The organism is Enorma sp., from assembly GCF_982429025.1.
In genome coordinates this window covers 1-21,439 of the sequence record NZ_CEWCAA010000037.1, presented here as the reverse complement: position 1 = coordinate 21,439, position 21,439 = coordinate 1, and the positions used below count along the sequence as shown (strand labels likewise).

Here is a 21,439-nt window from a genome sequence, read left to right as displayed (position 1 = left end):
CCACCCCGCAATGAGACAGTTGTGCCGGGTCAAACTGTCTCACTTCATTTTCGGGCAGGAAATCGTAGAAAATTATTTTTGTACCCCCTCTTTTCTTCGATTTTCTGCCCGAAGCTCGATATAGCAGCGGCGAACGTTAAAAACGGGGCAAGGGGGACGCTACGTGGGCACGCGGACGGTAAAGGTGGTGACGCCGCGCTCGCTCGAGGCATCGATGGCACCGCCATGGCCCTCGATAATCGCGCGTGCGATGGCCAGCCCGAGCCCAGCGCCCTTGCCGCTCCGCGCCCCATCTTCGCGGTAGAACTTATCGAAGATGCGGTCGAGATGCGCTGCCGAGATTTCCTTGCCGGTATCCTCGACCGTGAGCACGAGCCGCGCTCCCTCCACGGCGGCATCGCCCGCCGCGCTGCCCCTGCCCGCCGCGCCGGACCCACCGGCAGCAATAACATCGCCTGCCGCACCGCCCTCGCTTGCAGCGGTGGCATCGCCCGCGGCCTCATCCACACGCGCGCGGCACACGACCGCCGTGCCCGCTTCGGCGTAGGCGATCCCGTTCTTGAGGAGGTTCCCCATCACGCGCGCCATCTTCTCAGGGTCGATGAACGCGCTCAGGCCCTCCGGGACCTCCACCTCGATACGAACGCCGCGCTCCATTGCCGCTGGATAGAGTTCGTCCGCCACCTGCTCCACCAAAAGCGCCACATCTGTGGTTTCGCGCTCGATGGGAATGGCGCCCAAGTTGTAGCGGGTAATCTCGAAGAACTCGTCCATCATGCCGTCGAGGCGCTGCGCCTTCTCGAGCGCCGAGCGCGCGTAGCGCTCGCGACGAGCCGCCGGCAGCCCAGGCTCCTCGGCAAGCAACGCCAGGTAGCCTACGACCGAGGTCAAGGGCGTCTTGATGTCATGAGCAAGATACGCCACGAGCTCGTTTTTGCGGGCCTCGGCATAGGTTGCCGCACGCGCTTGCGCCTGCTCGCGCTCGGCAAGGCGCGCGAACGCAGCGCGGGCGCCATCGAATCCGCCCGGAAGCTCCGGCTTCCCGCCCGCAGCCGCCTGCTCGAGCGCCGCCATGAGCGCATCGACCCCGTGCGTCGAGCGCGCGGCGCACCAGAGCCCCACCGCTGCGAGGCCTATCGCGTAGGCCGACCAGAGCACCGGCCCCTTGATGATGCCCGTCACGAACCGGTAGTCCGCCAGATCGCGGAACTGCGGGTTACCGTTGACCAGCGAGCCCTCCTGATAACCGAGCATGCGGTAGAGTTCGACAGAATCGGCCGGAACCTCAATCCACACCGAGGTCGCGTCGGCTATCCATCCCGCAAGGGTCGGCCACGCGAGCACGCGCGCCGCAGCAACGAGCAGCACGAACGCAAGCGTATAAGCGGCCATGCGCGCGAATGCGCCCGCCACGGCCCGCCTTCGGTACTCGATTCCCTGCATGGTTTTCATAAGGCCTCCTCACTGGCGCTGGGCCCGGCACACTGCCGGGTGGCGCGGCCCCTCTCCGCCTCTCGCCAGCGGCCGGCGCCCCTACGGCGCGATCTTATAGCCCACACCCCACACCGTCTCGATAAACACCTGGTCGGAGTCGATTTCGGCAAGCTTGGCGCGCAGATGCCGAATATGCACCATCACTGAGTTCGCACTCGCCGCAAGGTAGCACTCGCCCCACACAGCCTCGTAGAGGTCGCGCGTCGAAACGGGCCTACCGCCCGCCGCGAGCAAGAGCGCGAGCACGTCGAACTCCTTCGGCGTGAGCGCGAGATCCTCGCCATGAAGCCTCGCAACATGCCCCGCCCGGTCGACCTCGAGGCCGCGGCAGGCAAGCAGGGCCTCGCGCGCGCCAGTCGCATCCTCTGCCGCATACGACGCGCGGCGCAGGCACGACTTCACCCGCGCAATGAGCTCGCGCGGAAGGAACGGCTTGGTCACGTAGTCGTCCGCCCCGCTCATGAGGCCCACGACCTTATCGGACTCCTCGCCCTTGGCGGAAAGGAAGATCACCGGCACGCGTGAGCGCCCGCGCAGCCGGCAACAAAGCTCGAAGCCATCGATCCCCGGCATCATGACATCGAGAATGACCAGATCGATGCCGCCCCGGTCGAGGATGCCGAGTGCCTCGAGCGAGTTTGTGCAAGGCACCACGCGCATTCCCGCCGTGCCGAGGGTGTCGGCCACGAGCTCGACGATCATGGGGTCGTCGTCCACCACGAGTATGTTCTGCGAAACCTCCATGCCTCGATGGTATCAGCACGGGCACGCGGCGCGCGGGCCGACGCCGAGAGATAAGGTTTGCATAAGGTTTGATCGGGCAAAGGTAAGGATTCGCTATAGGAAGGACAAGGAGGCGAGCGCGTACGGTTGAGCACATCAGCCCACCCGTTTGACAGCCGTGGTTCATTTTGTACCCGTCCCAAAATGACCCACCAAAATGACCGGAATGGACCGCGGGCCAGAAAGGGTCTGACCATGACACGCATGCCACGCAGGCGCCTTTCCGCCCTTCTCGCCCTAGCGCTCCTCATCGGGGCCATTGCGCTGGCGGCGCACGGCATCGGCTCGCTCACCGGCGCGCCCGCAAGCACCATCGCTCCGCAAGCAACTACGGGCGAGCAGCCCTGGCACCTCTTCCTTGTCAACAGCACGCATCCCTTGCCCGAAGACTTCTCCATCCAGACGGCCGAGATGCCCGGCGGCGAGACCGTGGACGCGCGCATCGCCAATCCCCTCACCCAGATGCTCGATGCCTGCACCGCCGCCGGCTACCACCCCTTCGTAAGGTCGGGCTTTCGCACGCGCGAAACGCAGCAGGCGATTCTCGACAACCGCATCAAAGATTACGAAGCCGAGGGCCTATCGCCGGAACGCGCCCGCGACGCAGCGCTCGACTGGGTCGCGCTACCCGGCACGAGCGAACACGAGCTTGGCCTCGCCGTAGATATCAACGACGAGAACGGCGACACGGGCATGTACGACTGGCTCGCCGAGCATGCGCACGAATACGGCTTTATACAGCGCTACCCGCCGGAGAAGTCGTCGATCACCGGAATCTCGCACGAACCCTGGCACTACCGCTACGTGGGAGAGGAGGCCGCAACCGCCATCTACGAGGAGGGCATCACGCTCGAGGAATACCTAGCATGACACCCCTCCGAAAACGCGGCAGCGGCGCCAGGGGAGCCTGCCACACATGAGACAGTTGCACACATGAGACAGTTGTGCCGGGTCAATCTGTCTCACTTCATTTTCAGGCAGGAAATCGCAAAACATACAATTTAATACCTCCACTTTTCCATCCGAACGTCATGGTGAGAAACGACGACGTTCGGTGAGCGCCGTTCGGCACGCGCATGATGGGTACAATACGGGCATACCAAACGTTCGCCCGGCCCGCAGCCGGGCTCTACATGAAAGGATGTCCCATGGCTTCTTGCGAGCATGCAGCCGCCGCCGGCGGTCAGACTGCTCCCACGCAATTCGAGGAGAACAGCCTTTCCGAGGTGAAGCACGTCATCGCCGTGCTTTCGGGCAAGGGAGGCGTGGGCAAGTCGTTCGTAACCGGGGCGCTCGCCATCGAACTGAACCGCCGCGGACACACGGTCGGCATCCTCGACGCCGACATCACCGGCCCCTCCATCCCCAAGATGATGGGCATGAGCGGCAAGCGGGCGAGCGGCCTCGGCAAGCTCCTCCTTCCCGAGATATCCGCCACCGGCATCAAGGTCATGTCTTCGAACCTCCTGCTCGAGCGCGAGACCGATCCGGTGCTCTGGCGCGGGCCCGTCATCGCGGGTGCCATCCGCCAGTTCTGGAGCGATACCTCCTGGGGCCCGCTCGACTACCTCCTTGTTGACATGCCCCCGGGCACGGGCGATGTTGCGCTCACCGTGTTCCAATCGCTTCCGGTCGACGGCATCGTCGTAGTCACGAGCCCGCAGGACCTCGTCTCCATGATCGTCGCCAAAGCCGTGAACATGGCCGAGAAGATGCACGTGCCGATTCTCGGCATCATCGAGAACATGAGCTATATCACCTGCCCGGATTGCGGCCGTAAGATCGAGGTCTTCGGGCAGAGCAACCTCGACGAGGTGGCGGCGGGCTATGACCTCAAGGTCCTCGGCCGCCTTCCCATCGACCCCGCGCTCGCAGCCGCCTGCGACGACGGCACCATCGAATCCGCGCTGCCCATGGGGCTTCTTCCTGAGGCGCTCGCCGTTTGCGAGGCGGTCGAGGTGCGCGCGAACGCAGATGCCGAGCCCGCTGAGCCAGAGGCGTAACCGCAGACGAAGAACCGGCAGTGGAGCCGTGAGCGTCAAACGGCGCACGTGGCCCTGCCGGCATTCGACATCCATGGCAGGCGCCTTCGCCTCGCCCGTTCGCCGCATCGATGCGAAGTCGAGCGGCAAGGGCCCTCGCCCATTTCCCAACCATGACGACCAGGAGCAGCATGCCGCGTACCGAAGTTGAGCCATATGACGTCATCGTGATCGGCGGTGGGGCATCCGGCCTCGCCGCCGCCCTCTCCGCTGCCCGAGCGGGGGCGCGGACGGCTGTCGTGGAACGCGATGTGGCCTGCGGCCTCCCCATCCTCTCTACCGGCAACGGACGCTGCAACCTTTCGAACACTTTGCTGCATCCGGGCCATTATCGGCACCCCGAGGTGGCTCGCACCGTGATGGGCGCCACGCCCGAGGAAGACCTCGCCGCATGGTTCCATTCGATCGGCCTGGCAACCTGCCGCGAGGGAAACCTCCTCTTCCCTCTGAGCAAGCGCGCAGAATCGGTGCGCGATGCGCTCCTCGCCGCTTGCGAGCGCGAGGGCGTCGAGCTTATCTGCTGCTGCGAGCCCGTGCGCGCGACATGGAGGGAGAGCAGCGCAGTGCAGGAGCCCCGGGAAGCGGCGACGGCTGAACGCGGCGCATGGAAGCTCGACGTCCTCGCGCCCACGCGGCCGCTGCGCGCCCACCGAGCGCGCGATGCCAAGGCCGAGCTCCGTGCGCTCCGCAAGGCGCTCTCCGTTGCACCCAAGCGCTCCCACGCCCTGTTCGCGCGAACGGTCGTGCTTGCCCCCGGCGGCTCGAGCGAGGGCGTCTGCCAGCTCTTCGACCTGCCTCACCTTGAGGAATCCCCCGTGCTCTGCCCCGTTTCCTGCACGCCGCTCGACGACCGGGGACGTGCTGGCGCTGACCTCCTCGCGCGCCTCGACGGCCTCAGGGCCGAAGCCGAGCTTTCGCTCTTGCGTGACGGCGAGCTCGTTTGGCGGGAACGCGGCGAGGTGCTCTTCCGCTCGTACGGCCTTTCGGGCGTGGTTACCTTCAACCTTTCGCGCCGGGTCGAGACGGGCGACCGCATCGAGGTCGACCTGTTTCCCGATACGCCCGAACCGGCACTTGCCGACGCCTTCCGCATGCGAGAGCGCGTGGTCGGAGACATGGGCCCGCGCGCTTACCGCTGGTTCGACGGCATGCTCGCCCCCGCGCTCGGGAGAGCGGTCATCTTGCTGGGCACCGGCACCCGCGAAGGTTGCGCCCGCGCAGCCAAGCACCTGGGCTTTCGCGCTAACGGGCGCACCGAGACGGGCGTCGCCCAAGTTAAGCGCGGGGGGATCCCCTTCAGCGCGATCGACCTCTCCACGCTCTCGGTGACACACCCGAGCAACGCCGCAGCAGCCGGCACGCTCTTCGCCTGCGGAGAGGCCCTTGATATGGACGCGGATTGCGGAGGGTACAATCTAGCATGGGCTTGGATTTCTGGGACATGCGCCGGCAGGTCCGCTGCGCGTGCAACGAGACCATAGGCTGCCACGCCCTCGCCGTGCGGGCACCTCGCCTGCATACCGCCCCTACGAGCTTGCGACGAAATGAATGGAGGCGCTGAGTCCATGATCGAGATCTCTGACATTCGCGCGACCCTCGCGCAGGGGGCCGCCGAGCAGAGCTGCCTCGCCGTAGGCCTCATCGATGCTGTGCGCCTCTTCACCTGCCTCCCCCACTACTTTGCCCACATCGAACTCCGGCGCCGCTCCATCGACGCCAGGCGCAAATCTGACGTGCACATCGTGCTCACGGTGCGCATACGATTCGCCGAAGGAGTCGATGAGAACGCGATGCTCGCCCGCGTGCCCGAGCGCGACCGCCGCCGCGTTCGCATCGTCTCGCCGGATCCGAGCGTTTCCGTGCCGAGCATCTCGACCCTGCCCGGAGCGCGTCCCGTCGTCGTAGGCGCCGGCTGCGCCGGTCTCTTCGCCGCGCTCAGGCTCGCCGAGGCGGGCCTGGAGCCCCTCATCATCGAACGAGGCGACGATGCAACCAGGCGAACCCAGGCCATCGAGCGCTTCAACCAAACCGCGAAGCTCGACCCCGAGAGCAACATTCAGTTCGGGCTCGGCGGTGCCGGTACGTTTTCCGATGGGAAGCTCGACACGGGCACGAAGAACGCCGCCCATCGCTACATCCTCGAGACGCTCGTTGAAGCCGGTGCGCCCCGCGAGATTCTCTGGGACGCCAAGCCGCACGTGGGCTCGGACATCCTCCCCACCGTGGTCATGCGGATCGTCGAGCGCATCCGCGCGCTCGGAGGCGAGGTGCGCTTCCGCACGAAGCTCGTCGACATCGAGCGAGAGCGCCCCGCAGCGGGCGCCATCACGGCCATCGTCGTGGAAAGCGGGGCGGGCGGCCTTGGCCCCCTCTCGCGTAAGCGCCCCGAAGCAGATACGGCGGCCTCGCGCCAGGAAAGCGCTTGCCGCGAGCGCATACCGTGCAACCAGCTCATCCTCGCCTGCGGGCACTCCGCCCGCGACGTGTTCGAGCTTCTCCTGCACCGCGGCTTCGCCGTCCAGCGCAAGACGTTCGCTATGGGCGTGCGCATCGAGCACCTGCAGAGCGCAATCGACCGCGCGCAGTACGGGCCGGCGGCCGGGCACCGCGCGCTCGGGGCCGCGCCCTACAAGCTCGTCGCCCATCTGCCCAACGGGCGGAGCCTGTTCTCGTTTTGCATGTGCCCCGGCGGCCAGGTTGTTGCCGCAGCATCGGAACCGGGGGGCGTGGTTACGAACGGCGCGAGCCTCTACGCCCGCGACGGAAAGAACGCCAACTCGGCCCTTCTGGTAAACATCACCCCACAGGACCTTCCGGGCGCCGACCCGCTTGCCGCCGTGGCGCTCCAACGCGCCTGCGAGCAGCGCGCCTACGAGCTCGGCGGGGGCAGCTTCCGTGCCCCTGCGCAGCTCGTCGGAGATTTCCTGAAGCGCCGTCCGAGCGAAGAGCCGGGCGCGGTCGCCCCCACCTACCCGCTCGGAGTCACATGGACCGAGCTCGACAGCACGCTGCCCGCACACGTCATCGAGACGTTGCGCCTGGGCATCCCGGCACTCGACCGCAAGCTCAAGGGATTCAACGTGGCCGACGCCGTGCTCACGGGCGTCGAATCGCGCTCGAGCTCGCCCGTAACCGTAGCGCGCGACCGCAGCTGCGCAGCACTCGACGCGCCCGGGCTCTACCCTTGTGGCGAGGGCGCGGGCTACGCCGGCGGCATCATGAGCGCTGCGACCGACGGGCTCCGCTGTGCCGACGCCGTGCTGGCAGAGCTTAGCCAGAAAGCCGCCGCACGCTAGGCAACAGCTTCGGCATCACGCCGTCGAGCACCTGAAAATTACCTGCTAGAGCGCGTACGTTGACCATATGTCAAACGTGAACATCCCGTGGAATAGAGCGCCGCGAAGCGCAAATTTCGCCCTGAGCGCCCCCGTGCGAGGCGATTCTTCGCTAGCATTATAACGGTTGACGTTAATTAACATTACGTCAATAAGCAGGCGTGACATCGCTTGCTTCGAATTGCACCGCGAGCATGGAGGATCATGGCCTTCCACATCACCGGAACGGGCTCGGCGCTGCCGCAGCGATCCGTCACCAACGATGAGCTTTCGAGCTTTCTCGACACCTCAGACGAATGGATTGCCGCCCGCACAGGCATCCGCGAGCGTCGCATCTGCACCACGGAGACCCTTGACGAGCTTGCGATCGCCGCATGCCGGCGTGCACTCGATGCTGCCGGGATCGCTGCCGCCGACATCGACCTCATCGTGTGCTCGACGACCTCCGGCGATCATCTCATGCCCGCCGAAGCCTGCGCCATCGCCGAGGGCCTCGGCGTGGACTGCCCCGCCTTCGATGTGTCTGCCGCATGCGCCGGCTTCGTCTTCGCGCTCGATATCGTCGACGGCTTCTTCGTTCGCGGGCGCAGCAAGCGCGCCCTTATCGTCTCGGCCGAGAAGATGTCACGCATCCTCGATTGGTCCGATCGAGCCACCTGCGTGCTCTTCGGCGACGGTGCGGCGGCGTGCGTCGTGGAGGCAGGCGGCGAGAGCCCGCTCGCGATCAACCTGGCATGCAAGCCGAATCTCAACGCCCTCGCCGTACCCGGCGTCACGGGGAACTCTCCGTTCGACGAGACCCGCGACGGGAACGACGCGCGCTCGGCTGGCGCAACGGCCCAGGCCTGCGCCCTCACCATGAAGGGGCAGCAGGTGTTCAAATTCGGCGTCACCACCATCTGCGACGCCGTGAACGGCCTCTGCGAACAGGCGGGCATCGAGGTCTCTGCAATCGACCACTTCATCTTTCACCAGGCCAACGAGCGCATCCTCGCGGCAGCGAGCGCGCGGCTCGGGCTCGACGACACCAAAGTTGCGCGCACGCTCGCGCACACGGGAAACATCTCGAGCGCCTGCATCCCCTATACCATCGACACCCTCGCCCGCAACGGCGAGCTCAAGCAGGGCGAGCTCATCGCCCTCGTGGGCTTTGGCGCCGGGCTCGACACCGGCTCCTGCCTTATGCGCTGGAGCTGACCGCGTTCTATGAGACGGATGAGACAGATTGACCCGGTACAACTGTCTCATTTCGTGCACCACCCTTGTTGTCCACGGCGCAACGGGCGCCGGGAAGATACCAACCGTAAAGGAGTACACCATGGCTGAGTCCACCACCTTCGAGCGCATCTGCGACATCATCCGCGACAACGGCGGCACCGCCGACATGGAGCTCACCCCCGAGACCAAGCTCGCCGACGCGGGCCTCGACTCCCTCGCCACCGTCGAGGCCGTCATCGCCTGCGAGGATGAGTTCGACATCGAGATCGAGACCGACTCCAACCCGGAGACCGTGGGCGAGTTCGTCGAGCTCGTCGAGTCCCTCATGGAGAACTAACATGCTCCACACCCCCATCTGCGACCTTCTGGGCATCGAAAAGCCCGTCTTCCAAGGCGGCATGGCCTGGATCGCCGACGCGAGCCTTGCCTCTGCCGTCTCCGAGGCGGGCGGCCTGGGAATCATCGCTGCCATGAACGCGAACGCCGAATGGCTCCGCAACGAGATCCACGAGCTTCGCGCCAAGACCGATAAGCCCTTCGGCGTGAACGTGATGCTCATGAGCCCGTTTGCCGACGAAGTGGCCCAGGTGGTCATCGACGAGCAGGTGCCCGTCGTGGTCACCGGCGCCGGCAACCCCACCAAGTACATGAAGGCTTGGGTGGCCGCAGGGATCAAGGTCGTACCGGTCTGCGCCTCGGTGGGCCTGGCCCGCATGGTCGAGCGCGCCGGAGCCACGGCCGTCGTGGCCGAGGGCGGCGAGTCCGGCGGCCACGTGGGCGATGCCTCGACGATGGCACTCGTCCCACAGGTCGTTGACGCCGTGAAGATCCCCGTCATTGCTGCCGGCGGAATCGGCGACGGACGCGGTATGGCGGCGGCCCTTATGCTGGGCGCCCAGGGCGTCCAGGTGGGCACGCGCTTCCTCGTGGCCAACGAGTGCACCGTCTCCGAGGAGTACAAGGAGCGCGTGCTCAAGGCCAAGGACATCTCGACCATCGTGACCGGCCGTCGTACCGGGCACGCCGTCCGCTGCCTCAAGACCCCCTTCACCACCACCTTCGCCAAGAAGGAGAACGAAGGGGCCCCCGTTGAAGAGCTTGAGCAGATGGGGGCGGGCGCGCTGCGCAAGGCCGCCAAGGACGGCAACTACGAGGAGGGCTCGTTCATGTGCGGCCAGATCGCCGGCATGGTGCACGAGCGCCAGAGCGCTGCCGAGATCGTGAACGACCTTGTGAACGGCGCCGAGAAGCTCCTGAAGGAGGCCCCCGCATGGGTCAGGTAGCATTCCTGTTCGCGGGCCAGGGCGCACAGCACCCCGGCATGTGCATGGAGCTTGCCGAGCGCGAGCCCGCCGCCCGCGCCGTCTTCGAGACGGCGGACGCAGCGCGCCCCGGCACGAGCGCCCAGTGCTTTGAGGGCACCCAGGAGGAGCTCAACGACACGGCGAACACCCAGCCGTGCGTCTTCGCCGCCGACCTCGCCTGCGCCCGCGCGCTCGAAGCGCATGGCGTGGTGCCGGTCGCCGTTGCCGGCTTCTCGCTCGGCGAGGTGGCTGCGCTCACCTTCGCCGGCTCCTATACCGACGCCGAAGGCTTCGCGCTCGTATGCCACCGCGCTGAGCTCATGGCCGCTGCCGCCGAGGCGCACCCCGGTGCTATGCGCGCCATCCTGAAGCTCGATGCAGAGACGGTGGAGGAACTCGCCCAGCAGGCGGGCGAAGCGTGGCCCGTGAACTACAACAGCCCGCAGCAGACCGTGGTTGCCGGCTCGCCCGAGGCGCTCGAGCAGCTCGACGCCCTTGTGCGCGACGCCAAGGGCCGCTCGATGCCCGTCGCCGTCTCTGGAGCGTTCCACAGCCCGTATATGGCCGAAGCGTCCGAGAACCTGGCCGCCTACCTCGTCGAGGGCCATGCCCCGGCTGCACCGCAGGTATCCGTCATCGCAAACCGCACCGCCGAGGCCTACCCCGCAGGCAACACCGCCGAGGATGCCACGGCGCGCGCCGCGCTCCTTGCCGAGCAGGTGTCTCACCCCGTGCAATGGGTCCGCACCCTGCACGAGCTCGAGAGCCGCGGCATCGACACCTTCATCGAGGTGGGCCCGGGCAAAACGCTCACCGGCCTCGTGAAGCGCACCCTCAAAGGCGCGACTGCGCTTACCTGCGAGACGCCCGAGCAACTCGACGCCGTACTCGAGGCACTCGGCATGACCGACGCGAAGGAGGCGTAAGATGGCTGCCACCGAAACCACCGCATCCGCCGACGCGCGCCGCGTAGCGCTCGTGACGGGTGGCTCGCGCGGCATCGGTCGCGCCATCTGCCTCGAGCTCGCCCGCGCCGGCATGGACATCGCTGTGGTCTACGCCGGCAATGAGGAAGCCGCCCAGGCCACCGTCGCCGCCGTGGAGGAACTCGGGCAGGCCGCCCGTGCCTATCGCTGCGATGTCGCCTCCGCCGAGGAGGTCGACGCCACCGTCAAGCAGGTCATCGCCGACTTCGGCGGCGTGTGGGCGCTCGTCAACAACGCCGGCGTCACGCGCGACACGCTCTTGGCCCGCATGAAGGAGGACGACTTCGAGCGCGTTATCGACGTCAACCTCAAAGGCGCCTACCACCTGGTGCGCGCCCTCACGCGGCAGTTCATGCGCCAGCGCGGCGGCCGCATCATCAACATGAGCTCCGTTGTGGGGCTCATGGGCAATGCGGGCCAGGTAAACTACGCCGCCTCCAAAGCAGGCCTCATCGGCCTCACCAAATCCGTCGCCCGCGAGCTCGCCGGTCGAAACGTCACGGTCAACGCTGTTGCGCCCGGATTCGTTGAGACCGATATGACCGCCGCCCTTCCCGAGGCTGCCCGCACGGCATACGAGCAGCAGATTCCACTCGGCAGGCTCGCGAGCCCCGAAGAGATCGCCGCGCTCGTGGGCTTCCTGGCGAGCGATGCCGCAGCCTACATCACCGGTGAGGTCATCCGCTGCGACGGCGGCATGGCGATGTAGCGCGCCAACAGACGGGACAAGGTGTCAGGCTCGCTTGCCCCGTCTCGCCCAACCGCCCGGAAGCAGGCGAAACGAGCTTGCGGCGAACGAGTCTGACGCTTTGTCCCACGCACGCCTAAGAGGAGTTTGAACATGGAACACAGAGTGGTCGTCACCGGCATGGGCGCGGTCACGCCCGTCGGCAACAGCGCCACCGAGACCTGGGACGCCTTCATCGCTGGAAAGAACGGCATCGGCGCCATCACGCGATTCGACACGACCGACTTCAAGGTCAAGGTAGCCGGAGAGGTCAAAGACCTCGACTGCGCCGAGCGGCTCGGATGCAACACGCGCCATATGGATCTCTTCGTCCAGTACGCACTCGTCGCCGCCGACGAAGCCATCGCGCAAGCCGGTCTTGACGCCGAGGGCTCCTGCGATCGCGACCGCGTGGGCGTCTACGTTGGTTCGGGCATCGGAGGCATGAAATCCTACACCGACAATGTCGACGTCATGCGCGCCCGCGGCGCACGCCGCGTCTCGCCCTTCATGATCCCCATGATGATCGCGAACATGGCAGCCGGCGAAATCGCCATCCGGCAGAAGCTCTATGGCCCCACCCTGCCCGTGGTGACCGCCTGTGCCACCTCGGCACACACGATCGGCGAGGCGTTCCGTGCCATCAAGCACGGCTACGCCGACGCCATCGTTGCCGGTGGCTCCGAGGGAGCGCTCGTACCCGAAGCCGTGGCCGGTTTCACGAATGCTAAAGCGCTGACCAAGAACCCCGACCCCGAGACGGCGTGCCGTCCGTTCGACGCAGGCCGCGACGGCTTCGTGATGGGCGAGGGTGCAGGCATCGTCGTGCTCGAGGAGCTCGAGCATGCCCGTGCGCGCGGAGCCAAGATTCTGGCCGAGGTCGTGGGCTACGGCAACACCTGCGACGGATACCACATCACGAGCCCCGACCCCGAGTCGCGCGGCATCACGCGCGCCATCGTCGAGGCCATGGAGGGCACCGGGCTTGACGCTTCCGAGGGTCTTTACATCAACGCCCACGGTACTTCCACCAAGCTGAATGATGCGTCCGAGACGCGTGGCTTCAAGCTTGCGCTCGGCGAGGAGGCGGCTCGCGCGGCGCACATCTCCTCCACCAAATCCATGACCGGGCACATGCTCGGCGCGACGGGGGCCGTCGAGGCCATCGCCTGCGTCGGCGCGCTCACCGAGGGAATCATCCCTCCCACGATCCACTACGCCGAGGCCGACCCCGAGTGCGACCTCGATTACACCCCCAACCAGGCCGTATCGGCACAGGTGCGCTGGGCGCTCTCCACGAACCTCGGGTTCGGCGGGCACAACGCGGCTCTGGCGTTCAAAGCATACGAGGACTAACCATGCACATCGATTCAAAGAAGCTCAACGAGGTAGCCGCGCTCATGGAGGACCATGGCCTTACGCGCGTGCGCCTCTCAGAGGAAGACGGACGCGTGGTCGAGCTGGAGCGCATGACCGCCCCGGCGCCCGAAGCCATCGCTGTCCCGGTCGCCGCACCCATGACCGCAGCGGTGACCCCCGCGGCTGCCCCCGCTGCCCCAGCGGTCACCGCGCCAACCGAGGTGCCGGCACCTGCTGCAGAAACCGCACCGGCCCCTACCGCCTCTAACACCATCTCTGTCGAGGCCCCGATGGTCGGCGTATTCTATGCAGCCCCCTCACCCGGCGCCGACCCGTTTGTCAGCGTGGGCTCCACGGTCCACGTTGGCGACACGCTCTGCATCATCGAGGCCATGAAGCTCATGAACGAGGTCGTTGCAGAAGCTGACGGCACCATCGCCGAGATCTGCGTTCAGGACGGAGACCTCGTGGAATTCGGCTCTTGCATCATGAAGATCGTCCCAGGCGGTGAGGCGTAGATGAAGCGCGACGAGCTCAAGAAGATTCTCCCCCATCGCGAGCCGATGCTCTTGCTTGATGAAGCCGAGGTTATCGACGGCGTCGCTCACGGACGAATCACCATCACGGGCGACGAGTTTTTCGTCCAGGGCCATTTCCCCGGCAACCCCGTCGTTCCCGGCGTGATCCTCTGCGAGATGCTCGCCCAGAACTGCTGCGTGCTCATGGGCGATGGCCTTTCCGGACAGGAACATGTGACACCGTTCTACACGAGTCTCGACAAGGTTCGCTTCAAGCACCCCGTGCGCCCTGGGGACACCGTGGAACTCACGTGCCAGATCACGCGGCACCGGGGTCCCTTCTACTTTGCGAGCGGCGAGGCGCGCGTCGGCGATGTGCTCTGCGTGACGGCCGAGATGTCTTTCGCCCTCATGCCCGCAGAATAGCGTCCGAATACGCTGCGGGCGGGCGAGATGGCGCCTGGAGCAACCTTCGCCGCCAGGCATCCGCTCATCCCGCCTGCCCTCAACGCACTTTTTTTCGAAAATCCACAATTTTGTGGCAGTTATTTCAACTATGAACGATTGAGGCCGCCATGCCACGCCCCAAACGTCTCAATTAAGCCTCTTAGCCCCTCCGCACGAAGCGCTTTCCTGCGGTTTTGTGCTTGAGCGCCGATCGCCAGGCAAAATATTATCTGCGCAATCGTTCATAGTTGAAATAACTGCCAATTTTGGAGGCATCGATGTTCAAGAAGATCCTCATCGCCAACCGCGGCGAGATCGCGGTGCGCGTCATCCGCGCGTGCAAGGAGATGGGCGTCCAAACCGTAGCCGTCTACTCCACGGCCGACACGAACGCGCTCCATGTACAGCTCGCCGACGAGGCATATTGCATCGGCGGGCCGCGTCCGCAAGATAGCTACCTTAACGAAGATGCCATCCTGACTGTTGCTGTCGCAAGCGGAGCAACCGCCATCCATCCTGGCTACGGCTTCCTTTCCGAGAACGCAGGGTTCGCGCGCCGTTGCCGCGAATGCGGCGTGGTGTTCGTGGGACCGTCGCCCGAAGTAATCGAGCGCATGGGCGACAAGGATGCCGCGCGTCGCTGCGCCAAGGAGGCCGGCGTTCCCATCGTCCCCGGCTGCGACCTGCTCAAGAGCGCTGAAGAAGCCGAACGGGAAGCTGAGCGCATCGGCTGCCCGGTTCTCATCAAGGCGCGCGCGGGCGGCGGCGGACGCGGCATCCGCAAGGTCGAGCGCGCGCAAGACGCCGGCAAAGCTTTTACAGAAGCCCACGCCGAAGCCGAGGCTGCCTTCGGCGACGGGGAATGCTATATGGAGAAGTTCGTCGCCCCCGCGCACCATGTCGAGGTGCAGGTGCTCGCCGACGCCCATGGCAACGTGGTCACGCTTGGCGAGCGTGAATGCTCGGTGCAGCGCCGAAACCAGAAGCTCCTGGAGGAAAGCCCCGCGCCGTGCCTCGAGGGTCGCGACGACATCCGCGAGCGCATGTACGAGGCAGCGCGCAATTTGGCGCGCGCAGTCGGCTACGAAGGGGCGGGCACGATCGAGTACCTGTACGCAGACGACGGCAATTTCTACTTCATGGAGATGAATACGCGCCTACAGGTCGAGCACCCCGTCACCGAGTTTGTAACCGATATCGACCTGGTTAAGTGGCAGCTTCGCGTGGCCGCGGGCGTCGAGTTCCCCTATGCGCAAGACGAGATCATGCCCGCAAAGCGCTCCCATGCCATCGAATGCCGCATCAACGCGGAGGGCCCCGCGCCCGACTACCGTCCCTCCTGCGGCACCATCCACTCCATGCATGTGCCCAACGGCCCATGGGTGCGATTCGACTCGTCTCTCTATCCCGGCGCCGTCGTGCCACCGTACTACGATTCGATGCTCGGCAAGCTCATCGTGCGCGCCGGCACTCGTGAAGAGGCCATCCGCAAGATGCGCTCAGCGCTCACCGAACTCATCATCGACGGCGTCGACGCTAACACCGAGCTCCAGCTCGATATCCTCTCGAACCCTGAGTTCCTCTCCGGCATCTATCACACGAACCTGATGGAGCACCTCTATGAAGACTAAGCAGAAGGGCATCAACAAGCTCGAGGGTCCCGTGACGGACATCCCCATCGAGCTCCCCGAGCGCCGTGCCTATGTCAAATGCCCTGGTTGCCGGCGCATCATCGACCTCGAACAGCTTGAGGCGTCGCACGATGTCTGCCCGCGCTGCGGCCACCACATGCGCCTTGGCGCGAGAAAGCGCCTCGAGGCCACCGTCGATGCCGGCAGCTTCGAAGAGTGGGATGCCGAACTTGAGGCAACGGACATCCTCGCATTTCCCGGTTATACCGAGAAGCTCGAGCGCGCCCAGCGTTCAACGGGCGATAAAGATGCCGTGCTCTGCGGGCGCGCCACGATCGGCGGCGAACCCTGCGCCATCTTCATCATGGATGGCGACTTCATGATGGGCTCGATGGGCTCGGTCGTGGGCGAGAAGATCTGCCGCACCTTTGAACGAGCTGCTGAGCTTCGCCTGCCGGTCGTGGGTATCACCGTCTCCGGTGGTGCCCGCATGCAGGAGGGCACCACCTCGCTTATGCAGATGGCCAAAGTCTCGGGAGCGCGTGCGCGCTTCGCCAAGACGGGCCTCCCCTACCTCGTGCTCCTCACCGATCCAACCACGGGCGGCGTGACGGCCAGCTTCGCCATGGAGGGCGACATCATCCTCGCCGAGCCCGGTGCGCTCATCGGCTTCGCAGGGCCGCGCGTCGTGGAACAGACCACCCACAAGCGCCTCCCCGCCGGCTTCCAGCGTTCAGAATTCCTGCTCGAGCACGGCTTTCTCGACCTTATCGTCGAGCGCGAGAACGTCCCCGCAACCCTCTCCGAGCTCCTCGCGCTCCACGCCGGACGCATTCCCGCAGCCGATGCTCCGCACGTTCTGCCCGAGCGGCATGAGCCGCACACGCTCCTCAAGAAGGCGGGCCGCAAGCGCCGGCGTAGCGGCAATGAAGCGCCGAGCGCATACGATATCGTGCAGGCAGCCCGCTCGGTGGAACACCCCACCGCCCTCGAGCTTATCGAGCTCGGCTTCGACGGATTCATCGAGCTCCACGGAGACCGGTACTTCAGCGATGACCCCGCCATCGTGGGCGGCATCGCATGGGTTGGCGACCAGGTGTTCACCGTCATCGGCACCGAGCGCGGGCGATCGACCAAGGAGCGCGTCGCGCGCAACTTCGGCTCCGCCCACCCCGAGGGGTACCGTAAGGCTCAGCGCCTCATGAAGGAGGCCGAGCGCTTCGGAAGGCCCGTCCTCTGCCTCATCGACACTGCAGGGGCGTACTGCGGAATCGGCGCCGAAGAGCGCGGACAGGGCGAAGCCATCGCCTCGAACCTCGTCGTTATGTCTGAGCTCGAGACACCCATCGTGAGCATTGTCGTGGGGGAAGGGGGCTCGGGAGGCGCTCTTGCGCTCGCCGTTGCCGACCGCGTGCTCATGCTCGACAATGCAGCTTATTCCGTGGTAAGCCCCGAGGGCTGTGCGTCCATTCTCTGGAAGACCACCGATCGCGCCGCCGACGCCGCAGAGGCTCTCGCGCTCACCGCGCCTCGCCTCGCTGAGCTTGGCATCGTTGACGGCACCATCACGAGCTCCGGCACCCATCGCGAGCTCGCTGAGCGCATCATCGACCGGGTCACGCACGAGCTCGATGAGCTTGCATCCCTTAAGCCCGACGCCCTTGTCGAGGCCCGTCAAGCCAAATTCCGCGCGATGTAAGGGCACCGAGCTTCTCGACACGCTGGTCCCCGGAAATCAGCGAAGCTGATTTTCTGCGGAATCGCGCACCGAGAAGCTCGGCACCGAAAACTCCGCAGGCCGGACACACTCCGCAAACTAATGCTTCATCTTGGAGCGCACGCCCTGGCGCTTGCGACCGCTTGCGAACTTCGACCCTTTGCGCGCGTTCTTGCGCAGCGCCTCCATGACCGCGTCCTCGCTTTCGCCCTCGAGCATCGCCTTGATGTGCACAATCGCGTCGCGCAGGCGCGCCGCCTCCTCGAAGTCCATCGCTTCGGAAGCGCTCCGCATATCGTCCTCCATGGTAGCCACGATGCGCTGCACCTCATCGCGCGGTAGGTCGGAGAGCTCCTCGGCCAAGCGCTGCCCCGTCGACGCCGTAACACCGGGCGCTTCCTCGGCGCCGGCGCCATCGGTCGACGGCGTGAAGAACTCGCCATGCCCAAGCGAGTCGCCGCGCGATCGGTCGCGCTTGCCAACGTTTTCCGCCGCCTCGGCGATAAAACTCGAGATGTCGTTGATGGCCTTGCGAACTGTCTTGGGCTTGATTCCGTGCTCCTCGTTGAACGCCATCTGTATCGAGCGACGGCGATTGGTCTCGTCAATCGCCTCGCGCATAGAATCGGTCATGGTATCGGCATACATGATGACTTCGCCATCGGCGTTTCGAGCCGCGCGGCCGATGGTCTGGATGAGGGAGCGCCGGTTGCGAAGGAACCCCTCCTTGTCGGCGTCCAAAATGGCCACGAGCGATACCTCAGGCAGGTCGAGGCCCTCACGCAGCAGGTTAATGCCTACGAGCACATCGATCTTCCCCTGGCGAAGGTCGCGCAATATCTCGACACGGTCCATCGTCGCCGTATCCGAGTGCATGTAATTCACCTTAATGCCTGCATCGAGCATGTGGTCGGTAAGGTCTTCCGCCATCCGCTTGGTGAGCGTCGTCACGAGTACGCGCTCATGGCGAGCGGTGCGAACCCGAATTTCGTCGAGCAAGTCGTCAATCTGACCATGCACCGGGCGAACATCGATCTTAGGGTCCAGAAGGCCCGTAGGTCGAATGATCTGCTCCACGTTGTTCTGGCTCACGCGCAGCTCGTAGTCGCCCGGTGTCGCGCTCACATAGATGAACTGTGGCACACGGGCCTCAAACTCATCGAAGCGCAGCGGCCGGTTATCGAGGGCCGAAGGAAGGCGGAACCCATGCTCCACGAGCGTTACCTTGCGCGAGCGGTCGCCCTCGTGCATGCCGCGAATCTGCGGCACGGTAACATGGCTCTCGTCGATGATGCAGATCATGTCCTTGGGGAAGTAATCGATCAGCGTATATGGAGGCTCGCCGGGCTTGCGGCCATCGAGGTGACGCGAGTAATTCTCGATACCGTTGCAATAGCCCATGGTCTCGAGCATCTCAAGGTCGTAGCTCGTGCGCTGCTCCAGGCGCTGCGCCTCAAGAAGCTTATCGGCTGCCTTGAGCTCGGCGACACGATGCTCCATCTCAGTTTCGATCGATTTCACCGCAGCTGCCACCTTGGGTTTCTCCGTCACGTAGTGCGAAGCGGGCCACACGGGAATAGCGTCGTACTCGCGCAGAATCTCGCCGGTGACTTCGTCGATCTCGGCAATGAGCTCAACTTCGTCTCCGAAGAACTCGAAGCGAAGCGGATGCTCCGCATACGGAGGAAACACGTCGACGGTATCGCCACGCACGCGGAACGTGCCGCGCGCCAGGTCGAAGTCGTTGCGGTCGTATTGGATGTCAATGAGCGCATGGATGAAGTCGTCGCGCTCGAGGGGCTCCCGCTTATCGACATTCGGCGCAAGGCCAGCGTAATCCTCGGGCGAGCCAATACCGTAGATGCACGACACCGAGGCGACCACGATCACGTCGTTGCGAGAGAGCAACTGGGAGGTCGCCTGATGCCGGAGCATCTCGACCTCCTCGTTAATCGAAGCGTCCTTTTCGATATAGGTATCGCTCTGCGGCACATAGGCCTCGGGCTGGTAATAGTCGTAATAGGAGACGAAGTACACGACCGCGTTATGGGGAAAGAACTCCTTGAGCTCGCTTGCCAGTTGGGCCGCGAGCGTCTTATTCGGCGCCATGACGAGCGTCGGCTTGCCCAGCGCTTCGATAGTCTTCGCCATGGTGTAGGTCTTTCCCGAACCAGTCACACCGAGAAGGACTTGATAGCGGTCCCCGCGCTCCACGCCCTCTACGAGCGAGGCGATGGCTTGCGGCTGGTCGCCCGAAGGCTCAAAGGGGCTCACAACCTCGAAGCGCGCAGGTTCGCTCGCCGCCCCAAATCGACGCAGCTCGCCGCCGACGCGCTCAACCTCGAACGAACTCATGAGACCTCCTCAAACTGGTTGCCGCACATACTGGGCGCGGCGGGATGAAACGCGCGGTTACGACGCCGAATTAGGGTCAAAGCTTAACGATACGGCTCCTTTTACTCACATACCCTCAAACGTGCCAGCATAGAGCTCCTGATAGCGCTTATGGGCGTTTTTCACGCGAATGAGATATGCCTGCGTCTCGGGAAAGGTAATCGCGTTATGAAGCGCTGTAGCAGCAGATGCCCATTCCTCAACGTTACTCAGCCCTGCATTATAGGCAGCGATTGCATAGTCGGTCGAGCCGTTGAAGTAGTCGATAAGGTATCTAAGGTAGGCGCAGCCAAACATGATATTCGTCTCGGCATCGGAAAGGTCCTCGGGATCATACTCCGAGCCATCAACAAGCCCTAGGCGAACCATATCGCTCGCCGTATCGGGCATGAGCTGCATGAGACCCTGGGCACCACGGTAGGATTCGGCTTCGGAATTCCAGTTCGATTCACACTCGATAACCGCCGCCACAAGATACGGATCGACGCTATATTGAGCGCTCGCTTTGCTGATATAGTCCTGATACTCCAAGGGATAAAACGGCCGAAGCAGCAAAGAGGGGGCGCTCGTATATCCAAAGGAAATGAGCCCGAAAAGCAAGACGAGGCAAAGCGGAATAACCCGGAACCACCCAAAAGCTCTAAGCGCGCTCACGAGCAGCTCCCAGCTTATCCTGAATCTCCTGCAAGCGGAATGAAGCATCTGAAGGCTCTTTGAGGGCTATATCGTGATGCTCCGCCCATGCATCAATGGCAGAAAGAAGCCCAGCCATATCGTCAACATTTTCAATAACATAATCGGCAAGAGAGCAGAGCTCGTCCTCGGAAGGCTGCGCCTGCGAGCGCGCATCGAAATCCTGAATCTGCATTCCACGGGAAAGGGCGCGTTCGCGGCGCAGTTCCTCAGGAGCGGAAATGGCGACGATTTCATCCGCAAGATCAAATACATCAACAAATGACTTCGGAACAGAAATCTCAACTACCGCCAAGCTGCATGATGGACCGCTTGCCGCACAGCAGACAGGCGGAACAAGCATGCGCGCAAGTCGCTCCTTAACGTGGGGATGAACGATTTGGTTGAGAAGTTCAGTATGCTCAGAGTCGCTAAATGCAGAACGAGCGAGCTCAGAAGTAATGATGCAGCCGTCCTCATCGAGAATATGCATGCCAAACGCGCAGGCGAGCTCGTTAACAATCTCGGACTCGGGCTCGTAAAGCGACTTAGCAAGATCGTCCAGATCAATGCGCCATGCACCGCGAGAAGCAAGATAGCGTGTCGCCAACGATTTACCCGAAGCAATATTCCCGATAAAGAATGCTGTAAACACGGAAGGTCCTCCATGCGCTCGCCAACTACTGGACTATATAGGATACGATTATTGGGAGCTCTACATACAAAAAAAGGCTTTTGGATAACCAAAAGCCTTTTAATGTTAAGCGAACGGCTCGGTGCCGTCCACCGGTCAGCGGCGCCCTGCCCTCCCA

19 protein-coding genes are annotated in these 21,439 nt (G+C 64.4%); 14 read left to right on the top strand and 5 right to left on the bottom strand.

Annotated features, from left to right (window positions below):
- Nucleotides 1–159: 159 nt before the first annotated feature.
- Both AC1VS5_RS07015 and AC1VS5_RS07010 read right to left on the bottom strand, forming a co-directional pair.
- Nucleotides 160–1,452: a sensor histidine kinase gene (locus AC1VS5_RS07015; protein WP_481218173.1), complete on the bottom strand. Its 1,293-nt coding sequence runs from the start codon at nucleotides 1,450–1,452 to the stop codon at nucleotides 160–162.
- 81 nt (nucleotides 1,453–1,533) lie between these two features.
- On the bottom strand, nucleotides 1,534–2,238 hold the full coding sequence (locus AC1VS5_RS07010; protein WP_481218172.1) for a response regulator transcription factor: 705 nt from the start codon (nucleotides 2,236–2,238) through the stop codon (nucleotides 1,534–1,536).
- Between the two features lie 234 nt (nucleotides 2,239–2,472).
- Here AC1VS5_RS07010 and AC1VS5_RS07005 point away from each other — a divergent pair, with 234 nt between their 5' ends.
- The 14 genes from AC1VS5_RS07005 (at nucleotide 2,473) to accD (ending at nucleotide 17,543) form a co-directional block, all read left to right on the top strand.
- Entirely contained in the window at nucleotides 2,473–3,147 is a 675-nt protein-coding gene (locus AC1VS5_RS07005) for a M15 family metallopeptidase (RefSeq protein ID WP_481218171.1), read from the top strand.
- A gap of 278 nt (nucleotides 3,148–3,425) precedes the next feature.
- On the top strand, nucleotides 3,426–4,280 hold the full coding sequence (locus AC1VS5_RS07000; RefSeq protein WP_481218170.1) for a P-loop NTPase: 855 nt from the start codon (nucleotides 3,426–3,428) through the stop codon (nucleotides 4,278–4,280).
- 170 nt (nucleotides 4,281–4,450) lie between these two features.
- Nucleotides 4,451–5,800, top strand: coding sequence for an FAD-dependent oxidoreductase (locus tag AC1VS5_RS06995; protein ID WP_481218169.1), 1,350 nt, complete (start codon nucleotides 4,451–4,453; stop codon nucleotides 5,798–5,800).
- An 84-nt stretch (nucleotides 5,801–5,884) separates the two neighbouring features.
- Nucleotides 5,885–7,615 carry an NAD(P)/FAD-dependent oxidoreductase gene (locus AC1VS5_RS06990; RefSeq protein ID WP_481218168.1) on the top strand — a complete coding sequence of 577 codons (1,731 nt, stop codon included), beginning with the start codon at nucleotides 5,885–5,887 and terminating at the stop codon, nucleotides 7,613–7,615.
- A 243-nt stretch (nucleotides 7,616–7,858) separates the two neighbouring features.
- Entirely contained in the window at nucleotides 7,859–8,851 is a 993-nt protein-coding gene (locus tag AC1VS5_RS06985) for a beta-ketoacyl-ACP synthase 3 (RefSeq protein WP_481218167.1), read from the top strand.
- Between the two features lie 121 nt (nucleotides 8,852–8,972).
- A complete protein-coding gene (locus tag AC1VS5_RS06980) occupies nucleotides 8,973–9,209 on the top strand; it encodes an acyl carrier protein (protein WP_019128652.1) in 237 nt (78 codons plus the stop codon).
- Nucleotide 9,210: 1 nt separating this feature from the next.
- Nucleotides 9,211–10,155 (top strand): enoyl-[acyl-carrier-protein] reductase FabK, encoded by a 945-nt coding sequence (gene fabK / locus AC1VS5_RS06975; RefSeq protein ID WP_481218166.1) that lies wholly within the window; start codon nucleotides 9,211–9,213, stop codon nucleotides 10,153–10,155.
- Nucleotides 10,143–11,102: an ACP S-malonyltransferase gene (locus AC1VS5_RS06970; protein WP_481218165.1), complete on the top strand. Its 960-nt coding sequence runs from the start codon at nucleotides 10,143–10,145 to the stop codon at nucleotides 11,100–11,102. Before fabK ends, AC1VS5_RS06970 begins: the two co-directional genes overlap by 13 nt.
- A 1-nt stretch (nucleotide 11,103) precedes the next feature.
- The gene (fabG, locus tag AC1VS5_RS06965; RefSeq protein WP_481218164.1) at nucleotides 11,104–11,871 is read left to right on the top strand and encodes a 3-oxoacyl-[acyl-carrier-protein] reductase; all 768 of its coding nucleotides are present in this window, start codon (nucleotides 11,104–11,106) and stop codon (nucleotides 11,869–11,871) included.
- A gap of 132 nt (nucleotides 11,872–12,003) precedes the next feature.
- Nucleotides 12,004–13,245 carry a beta-ketoacyl-ACP synthase II gene (gene fabF / locus AC1VS5_RS06960; protein ID WP_276766234.1) on the top strand — a complete coding sequence of 414 codons (1,242 nt, stop codon included), beginning with the start codon at nucleotides 12,004–12,006 and terminating at the stop codon, nucleotides 13,243–13,245.
- Nucleotides 13,246–13,247: 2 nt separating this feature from the next.
- Nucleotides 13,248–13,766 (top strand): acetyl-CoA carboxylase biotin carboxyl carrier protein, encoded by a 519-nt coding sequence (gene accB, locus AC1VS5_RS06955; protein WP_204627984.1) that lies wholly within the window; start codon nucleotides 13,248–13,250, stop codon nucleotides 13,764–13,766.
- Nucleotides 13,767–14,192, top strand: coding sequence for a 3-hydroxyacyl-ACP dehydratase FabZ family protein (locus AC1VS5_RS06950; protein WP_419057862.1), 426 nt, complete (start codon nucleotides 13,767–13,769; stop codon nucleotides 14,190–14,192).
- A 299-nt stretch (nucleotides 14,193–14,491) separates the two neighbouring features.
- Nucleotides 14,492–15,844: an acetyl-CoA carboxylase biotin carboxylase subunit gene (locus AC1VS5_RS06945; protein ID WP_481218163.1), complete on the top strand. Its 1,353-nt coding sequence runs from the start codon at nucleotides 14,492–14,494 to the stop codon at nucleotides 15,842–15,844.
- The gene (gene accD / locus AC1VS5_RS06940; protein WP_144687665.1) at nucleotides 15,834–17,543 is read left to right on the top strand and encodes an acetyl-CoA carboxylase, carboxyltransferase subunit beta; all 1,710 of its coding nucleotides are present in this window, start codon (nucleotides 15,834–15,836) and stop codon (nucleotides 17,541–17,543) included. The genes AC1VS5_RS06945 and accD overlap by 11 nt, the downstream gene beginning before the upstream one ends.
- 117 nt (nucleotides 17,544–17,660) lie before the next feature.
- Here the strand turns inward: accD and uvrB are convergent, their stop codons facing one another.
- From uvrB to coaE, 3 genes are all read right to left on the bottom strand, one after another.
- Entirely contained in the window at nucleotides 17,661–19,916 is a 2,256-nt protein-coding gene (uvrB, locus tag AC1VS5_RS06935; RefSeq protein WP_481218162.1) for an excinuclease ABC subunit UvrB, read from the bottom strand.
- Between the two features lie 105 nt (nucleotides 19,917–20,021).
- Entirely contained in the window at nucleotides 20,022–20,609 is a 588-nt protein-coding gene (locus AC1VS5_RS06930) for a lytic transglycosylase domain-containing protein (protein WP_287749082.1), read from the bottom strand.
- The gene (coaE, locus tag AC1VS5_RS06925) at nucleotides 20,596–21,282 is read right to left on the bottom strand and encodes a dephospho-CoA kinase (RefSeq protein WP_481218161.1); all 687 of its coding nucleotides are present in this window, start codon (nucleotides 21,280–21,282) and stop codon (nucleotides 20,596–20,598) included. The genes AC1VS5_RS06930 and coaE overlap by 14 nt, the downstream gene beginning before the upstream one ends.
- Nucleotides 21,283–21,439 lie beyond the last annotated feature (157 nt).

Bases quoted from the DNA above. Each gene is read 5' to 3' on its own strand.
- AC1VS5_RS07015 (WP_481218173.1), bottom strand. From the start codon at position 1,452: ATGAAAACCATGCAGGGAATCGAGTACCGAAGGCGGGCCGTGGCGGGC.
- AC1VS5_RS07010 (WP_481218172.1), bottom strand. From the start codon at position 2,238: ATGGAGGTTTCGCAGAACATACTCGTGGTGGACGACGACCCCATGATC.
- AC1VS5_RS07005 (WP_481218171.1), top strand. From the start codon at position 2,473: ATGACACGCATGCCACGCAGGCGCCTTTCCGCCCTTCTCGCCCTAGCG.
- AC1VS5_RS07000 (WP_481218170.1), top strand. From the start codon at position 3,426: ATGGCTTCTTGCGAGCATGCAGCCGCCGCCGGCGGTCAGACTGCTCCC.
- AC1VS5_RS06995 (WP_481218169.1), top strand. From the start codon at position 4,451: ATGCCGCGTACCGAAGTTGAGCCATATGACGTCATCGTGATCGGCGGT.
- AC1VS5_RS06990 (WP_481218168.1), top strand. From the start codon at position 5,885: ATGATCGAGATCTCTGACATTCGCGCGACCCTCGCGCAGGGGGCCGCC.
- AC1VS5_RS06985 (WP_481218167.1), top strand. From the start codon at position 7,859: ATGGCCTTCCACATCACCGGAACGGGCTCGGCGCTGCCGCAGCGATCC.
- AC1VS5_RS06980 (WP_019128652.1), top strand. From the start codon at position 8,973: ATGGCTGAGTCCACCACCTTCGAGCGCATCTGCGACATCATCCGCGAC.
- fabK (WP_481218166.1), top strand. From the start codon at position 9,211: ATGCTCCACACCCCCATCTGCGACCTTCTGGGCATCGAAAAGCCCGTC.
- AC1VS5_RS06970 (WP_481218165.1), top strand. From the start codon at position 10,143: ATGGGTCAGGTAGCATTCCTGTTCGCGGGCCAGGGCGCACAGCACCCC.
- fabG (WP_481218164.1), top strand. From the start codon at position 11,104: ATGGCTGCCACCGAAACCACCGCATCCGCCGACGCGCGCCGCGTAGCG.
- fabF (WP_276766234.1), top strand. From the start codon at position 12,004: ATGGAACACAGAGTGGTCGTCACCGGCATGGGCGCGGTCACGCCCGTC.
- accB (WP_204627984.1), top strand. From the start codon at position 13,248: ATGCACATCGATTCAAAGAAGCTCAACGAGGTAGCCGCGCTCATGGAG.
- AC1VS5_RS06950 (WP_419057862.1), top strand. From the start codon at position 13,767: ATGAAGCGCGACGAGCTCAAGAAGATTCTCCCCCATCGCGAGCCGATG.
- AC1VS5_RS06945 (WP_481218163.1), top strand. From the start codon at position 14,492: ATGTTCAAGAAGATCCTCATCGCCAACCGCGGCGAGATCGCGGTGCGC.
- accD (WP_144687665.1), top strand. From the start codon at position 15,834: ATGAAGACTAAGCAGAAGGGCATCAACAAGCTCGAGGGTCCCGTGACG.
- uvrB (WP_481218162.1), bottom strand. From the start codon at position 19,916: ATGAGTTCGTTCGAGGTTGAGCGCGTCGGCGGCGAGCTGCGTCGATTT.